This window comes from Streptomyces sp. NPDC096193 (assembly GCF_040302905.1).
Taxonomy (GTDB): Bacteria; Actinomycetota; Actinomycetes; order Streptomycetales; family Streptomycetaceae; genus Streptomyces.
Map to the genome: position 1 here is coordinate 1 of NZ_JBEOSJ010000059.1, position 6,184 is coordinate 6,184.

Genomic DNA, 6,184 nt, shown 5'->3' on the forward strand with positions numbered 1-6,184 from the left:
ATACCGCGAACACCTGGTCCGGGGGTGCGGCGACGGCTGTCACGATCTCGAAATGCTGCACAAGCCGACCCTAGACGCTGGGTATTCCGGGCCCTTGCCCGGGTTCTCATCGGCATGACCAGGACCTTCACCAGAGGCACCCCGATGCTGCTGTGGCAAGTACCCCAGTACTGTCAAAACTCGGTTGGGAGGCGCCCCGTTCCACGGACCAGTGGTGTTGACAAGTTCGGGAGGCACCGGGTCTCTTGCCAGGGCAGCATCGGGGTGCTCCTGGTGAAAGGTTCTGGTCATGCCGCGGACGTAGAAGGTCGAGCTGTACGCGGCGATCCGGCGTGACCATCCGTGTCGGCATGTCGATTCGGGAGCTTGAATGCAAACACGGCGTGACATGGCGGACGGTCCGGAAGGCGTTGGACTCGGCCTGGCCTGAGCCGCCCCGGGCTACCGCCCCGGATTCGTACAAGCGGGTGATCGACGACATCCTCCGCGCGGACCTGGACGTGCCACGCAAGCGGCGGCACACAGTCCTCCGGATCTTCCACCGGCTGGTTGAGGAACAGGCTGCCGACGTCTCCTGAGTTGGCACATCTGGCCGGGGATAGGGTCGGCGGATGCGCCAGTTCACGGATAGTGAAGCCTTGTCAGGGATCGTGCATGAGGCACTGGGGGCGGAAGACCGCGTTGTCGGAGTGGACCGGTTGCGCGGCGGGAGCAAGAAAGGGGTCTACCGGGTTCATACGAGCGGGTCACGAGCAGCGAGTGTGATCGTCTACAGCTGGGCCGAGGCTGAGAACTTCTGGCCGGCTGCGGAAGCCATCGACGCGGCCCACCCGTTCGCTCCCGCCTCCGGGTTGATCCCTTTACTAGGCTCTCAGCGGAGACTGGACGGCCTTGGAGTTCGGGTTCCAAGGGTGCTTCTCGCTGATGACAGCCGACGCCGCTACCCGGCGGACGTGGCAGTTGTCGAGGACGTTGCCGGCGGCACTCTGGAAGCGCTCCTGAAGACGGATCCCGCACGTGCATCACATGCCGTGAGTGAGCTGGCCGCGATGCTCGACGCGATGCACCAGCAGCACAGTCAGCACTACGGCCGAGTGGATGTGCTCGATCGAGGCGCCAAAGCGAGCGGCAATTCATGCGAGCAACTGGTGCTCGAACGTGCCATTGAGGATCTCGCCGAGTCGGCCGAACGCGACCCCAGGATCGGATCAGCCGCGGCTTCTCTGCACGATCGCTTGCAGGAGCTGGCCACACGAGTGGCTCCGCGCACGCAGTACGGACTGATCCACGGCGAACTCGGGCCCGACCACGTTCTGATCGACGGCGTCGGCCACCCCGTCCTCATCGACATCGAGGGCCTGATGTTCTTCGATGTCGAGTGGGAGCACGTGTTCCTGCAGCTCCGTTTCGGCGACCAGTACCCAGCCTTGTCCCGCCCCGGACTCGATGCAGCACGGCTCGACCTCTACATGCTCGCGATGCGTCTTTCACTGGTGGCTGGCCCCCTTCGACTCCTCGACGGCGACTTCCCGCACCACACGGCGATGCAGGAAATCGCCGAGCACAACGCGAAGGAAACACTGGCTCTGTTGATCCAGTAGCACCACGTACACATCGCTCCTGCCGCTACCCACCTCGACGGCCAGCCGCCCGTCAGAGGCCGTTTTTTTGAACCTGTCGACGCAACTCAATCTGGCAAGATCAGCTTGTGGCTCGAGCGTCCGTGACCTTGAGCAGAATCGAGCTCGCAGACTGGCGAGCTGTCCACTCCTGGGCTTCCCTCCCCCAGGTCTGCCGCTTCCAGACCTGGGGGCCGAACACCGAAGAGCAAACGCGCGCGTTCGTGGCGACTGCCGTCGATGCCTGGGCGTACTCACCTCAGCAACGGTTCGCCTATGCGGCGCGCACCGAGGGCGACGTGGTCGGCATGGGCGAGCTCCACGTCCGGAGCCATCACCTGGGCCGCGATCACCCTCATGACCAGGTGCCTCACCCGCAAGCGAGCTCGTCCAGCCGCCCCGATCGCGACACGGCCGGACCAACTGGGACAGGCGGCCTAGTTAGTCCGAGGTGAGGGTCCGCCCGTATCTCGTAGCGGATGCGGAGTCGTTTGAACTGGTGGTACCAGGCGAAGGTGCGCTTCTGCGTAGTTCTGCCAGAAGAACCTCGTGTATCGGGGCCACACTCCGGCCTCGGTCCGGTCCCGCAGACGTCGCCAGGCCGTCACCCCGCTGCAGCCAACCCGCTCCGCGGGGACGTCCCGCCAGCTCATGGTCTTGCGCAGCACGTAAACGATTCTCCGCAGAGCAGCACGGTCATCCACCGGCAACCGTCCGGGATACCGATGCCTTCGAGGCGGACGCACCGGCAGCAGCGGAGCTATACGTTCCCATCCGGTCATCAGGCACAAGGTCGGCAGACACCCCACAGATCCTGCCGACGCAACGCCCAACTGCCACGCTGCTCCGCAGCGTTCCTCTCGTCACCAGGACAGTCGTGGGTCCTGCTCGTGCTCAGGCGAGTGCGGGGGCAGGGTCCCTGAATGCGGCCTGTCCGTCCGCCACAAACATCCCGGATCGGGGCTGTCGCCCCGATACCACGCTGGCGGGGTGTGAACCCGCTGGGTGAGCGGGATCGATGCCTCGACCAACACCCCGTCCTGGAACATCCACATCCCGAAGCAATCGTCATCCTCGTCATGGAGCAGGACCTGGACACACTCCGGCGAGTTCCACGGCAGAGCCTCCAGGTCCGCAAGAACTCCGCGGCGATGACTCTCCCGGCAGAACTCCAGGTGCCAGCCGCCCACGAACCAGTCGGGTATCCGCTCGAAGGAGCCGTGCCACGTACGTGTCTCGTCTGGCCGCGTCAGCGGCTCCATCACTTCGTCCTCGTAGCCTGCAAGGACCAAGACCTGCGCCATTCTGCTCATGTGGGCATGACATCCCGCAGGCGGTCGAGTGGCAAGTGCGTTTCGACCCACGGCTGCGTCCCCAAGCACCCAACGCCATTGCAGACTGTTGCGGGACAGCATTTAGCCGGGGCAGAAGCTCCGCGCCGTCAGCAGGCGAGAGGTCGTCACCGCCGTCATCAGGATGATTGAGGAGTGGCTCCAGCACGGTGAACACCTCGCTCCATGGCCGCTCGCCGCCGAAGCCCCACATCCCGGAGAAGACGAACCCCTCAGCCTGGGCCAAGCGCCGCCGGAACGCGGCAAAGCCGCTGTAGGACCAGGAGACATCCGGACTGCTGGTGTCTCCATCGCCCGGGAAAAGAACCAGCCCCATGTGCCCTCCCTGCCCCGCGTGCTGAGCACACAGGATTGACCAGTTGGGGCGTCGACAACTGGGATGATCTCCGTGCCGTACGGCCTCGGACTCACCCACGCGAGTGACGCCCTCACAAGATCACCGCCGTTTGCGGCTGGTGCACTGTTCTTACCGGCACGTCGGCCGTGGGTTCAGCGTGACTGAGAAGCTTTCACCGGGAACCCACGGCGTCTTCGGCAGGCAGGCTCGAAAGCGCGGTGGGTTCGTCGCCTCTCAATCGGCAGGATACCTATTCGCTCTCGGGTGGTCTGCTCGTCTGATTCCGATCTCCGAAACCGGATCTTCACGCAGCCATGATCTGGGCCATGAAAATCATCTCGCCAGCCGCGCCACTTCCGGATACGTTCACCTCGTGTGTCACTACGCCGAGAAGCCCTACAAGCTGCATTACGCGTGCGTGCTCTGCCGCGTAGCGTTCAAGCGGCATCCCGGTTCGGGCGAGCACCGATGCCCTCGATGCTCAGAGCCAATGGTTTGTGCCGGTCACGACTTCGCGGCGCCGCGGCGTCGGGACGCCAAGGCGTGGACCGTCGTGGCCGCGGTTCTCAACGCCGGTCTGCGTTATGAGGGCCGCGAACCGTGCGGCTGCGGCAAGGAACCCAAGTTCCGTCCCCGCACCCGAGCTCAGCTGCGCGCCCGCCGAATCGCAGCAGCACGAGCGGGTACTCCCCTCGCCGACATGCTGGGACGCGCAGAGCTACAGGGATCCGACTGATCCGAGAAGGGGTCAGAGCCGAGATCAAAGAGCGCCATCAGACTGGTCGTCGAGCAGGTCTTGGGCGATGGCCGCGTAACGGCTCGCGGTGGTGTGGGACAGGTTGAAGACCAGGGCGAGATGGAGCGGGGCGGCCCCGACCTGGTTCGCCGCTGACGCTTCCTTCGCCATGTCGGCCGTCATCGGCTTGGTGACGGGGGTGGGTATCGCGTGCTTCATGGAGTTGGCCGGCTACGGCGTTGCCGAGTCCTAGCGATACGGACGCCCCCGTCCTCCAATTCCGGGAGGCGGGGGCGCTGCGGTGTGCGAGGTTTGGCAGTGTCAGGTCTGGCACTGCGAGGTGGCCGCGCTGGACCAGTTCGACCAGGCTCCCCCCGCCGGCCTCACGTGGACGCGGATCGTGACTTTGACCGTGTCACAGACGCGGGTCTTGGTGGCGATGGCGATCGGGCCGACCGTGGAACGCCGCTGCACGATGGTCCGGCCGCTGCCCATTTTCACCCAATCGCCGCTGCCCGCCTGGGAGTACGCCTCGTACTCGACCCATGAGGCGTGGGAGCGGGAGTTGGTGATCTGGGCGTGGGCGGTGATGTCGCGCCAGTAGATCCGCCCGTCGTTCCATCGTTCGGCGGAGATACAGCCCCGGGCGCCGATGTTCTGCGTCGAGACGCCGCCTCCGCAGGCAACGGCAGCGGCGTGGGCGTCCGCCGGCAATACCAACGGGGTCAGCAGGGCTGCTCCTGCTGTGGCGACAAGGCGTTTCAGTTTCATGGGTTCCTCTCGGTCGGGGTGTGACGAAGACCAGACTGCCCTCACCGTCGTGCGGAGGCGACTGCCTCAGATCGGGCAGTGAACGTTGCTGCCATTGTTCGGCAACAGGACTCAATCACGCGTGGACCTCGCGTCGGAAAGCATTCGAGCCAGTTCAAATCCAGCGCGACGACTGCTACCGTCGGGGTGGTGCTCACTCTGCGTGTAGATGCCGACACAGTGTCCAGGATGCGGTTGGCCCCTTCCCCTGCGTCGGAGTCGATAGCGTGGCTGAAACTCACCGCCGCGTCGGGACGGCACCCGGTGTTCGGCGATCCCGGACCGCTCGCCCGCGCGTCACTTGCCCATCCGGACGTTGCGCTGCTCGCGGACCTGTTGCCGCAAAACGGCGACACCTACAGACCTGATCTGCTCACCCCTCAGCCAGGGACGGACGCGCAGCGTCGTGACCTGATCGATGAGCAGATCGCGCAGATCGAGGCCGCAGCGCAGGACGACCTCGAGACCCAGGTCTTCACCTACACCCGGACCCACTGGAACAGGCTGCTGCCGGCCACGACCCGCCGGATCGCGGAGTCGGGGCGGATGCAGCGACATCTCGCCAACGGTCTCGCCCGGTTCTGGCGGGATGCCCTCTCCGAGGGCTGGCCCGAACTGCTCTCGATCATCCACCAGGACATCGCCCACCGCGCCACGGCCATCGCCACCCATGGCGTCGGCCGGGCGCTCGGAGCGCTTCACCCCGACATGGCTTGGGCAGGCGACGCGGTCACCCTCGCCAAGCCGTGGGACGGCGAAATCGATGTCACCGGCCGGGACTTGGTCCTCGCCCCCGGCGTGCTCAACTGGCCCGACGACAACGTCATCATCCAGGTCGACACCCCCGGACAGGCCGTCCTGTACTACCCCGCCCGGCGGATCGGAGCCGGCCGGGATCGCAGGTCCGGAAGGATCGCGCAAGTGGTCGGCAACGCCCGAGCGGCCTTGCTGGCGGACCTCGAAACCGCCCGGTCCACCGCGGAACTCGCCGCCCGGATCGGATACACCCCGGGCACCGTCTCCTACCACCTCAGCGCACTGCACCGCGCACGCCTCGTCACCAAGGTCAGAGACGGGCGCTATGTGCTGTACCAGCGGACCGCACATGCGGCAGATCTGCTGGAAGAAGCCCGCGGCTAGGCAGGGTCCCGGACTGGCAGAGTCGCGTATCAAACTGTCGCGTATTCCCGCCTCAGCCTGGGTTCCTGTGCCTATCTGTGACCGTTGCATCCCTTAGTGAACCTCTTTCATCCTGCCCCGCAGGGGGAAATGACCTGGTGGGCGGGGGCGTGACAGGACAGGGCCCCTCGTCGTTGGCGTGGTGATCTCA

Annotated in this window: 6 protein-coding genes and 1 pseudogene; 4 read left to right on the plus strand and 3 right to left on the minus strand. The window is 65.6% G+C overall.

Annotated elements, in window-relative coordinates:
- Window positions 1–332: 332 nt before the first annotated feature.
- The 3 genes from ABTX78_RS35945 to ABTX78_RS35955 all read left to right on the plus strand — a co-directional run bounded on the left by ABTX78_RS35945 (window position 333) and on the right by ABTX78_RS35955 (window position 2,074).
- A complete protein-coding gene (locus ABTX78_RS35945; protein ID WP_352210957.1) occupies window positions 333–578 on the plus strand; it encodes a hypothetical protein in 246 nt (81 codons plus the stop codon).
- Between the two features lie 33 nt (window positions 579–611).
- Window positions 612–1,601, plus strand: coding sequence for a phosphotransferase family protein (locus ABTX78_RS35950; protein WP_352210958.1), 990 nt, complete (start codon window positions 612–614; stop codon window positions 1,599–1,601).
- Between the two features lie 122 nt (window positions 1,602–1,723).
- The gene (locus tag ABTX78_RS35955; protein WP_352210959.1) at window positions 1,724–2,074 is read left to right on the plus strand and encodes a GNAT family N-acetyltransferase; all 351 of its coding nucleotides are present in this window, start codon (window positions 1,724–1,726) and stop codon (window positions 2,072–2,074) included.
- 70 nt (window positions 2,075–2,144) lie between these two features.
- Here ABTX78_RS35955 and ABTX78_RS35960 read toward each other — a convergent pair.
- From ABTX78_RS35960 to ABTX78_RS35970, 3 genes and pseudogenes are all read right to left on the minus strand, one after another.
- Window positions 2,145–2,401, minus strand: a pseudogene (locus ABTX78_RS35960) (transposase); the annotation flags it as partial.
- Between the two features lie 1,667 nt (window positions 2,402–4,068).
- The gene (locus ABTX78_RS35965) at window positions 4,069–4,263 is read right to left on the minus strand and encodes a hypothetical protein (RefSeq protein WP_352210960.1); all 195 of its coding nucleotides are present in this window, start codon (window positions 4,261–4,263) and stop codon (window positions 4,069–4,071) included.
- A gap of 102 nt (window positions 4,264–4,365) precedes the next feature.
- Window positions 4,366–4,815, minus strand: a complete 450-nt coding sequence (locus ABTX78_RS35970; protein WP_352210961.1) for a hypothetical protein — start codon at window positions 4,813–4,815, stop codon at window positions 4,366–4,368.
- A gap of 228 nt (window positions 4,816–5,043) precedes the next feature.
- Between ABTX78_RS35970 and ABTX78_RS35975 the strand changes: the two genes are divergently transcribed.
- Complete coding sequence (locus ABTX78_RS35975; RefSeq protein WP_352210962.1) at window positions 5,044–5,994, plus strand: helix-turn-helix domain-containing protein; 951 nt, start codon at window positions 5,044–5,046, stop codon at window positions 5,992–5,994.
- Window positions 5,995–6,184: the final 190 nt, after the last annotated feature.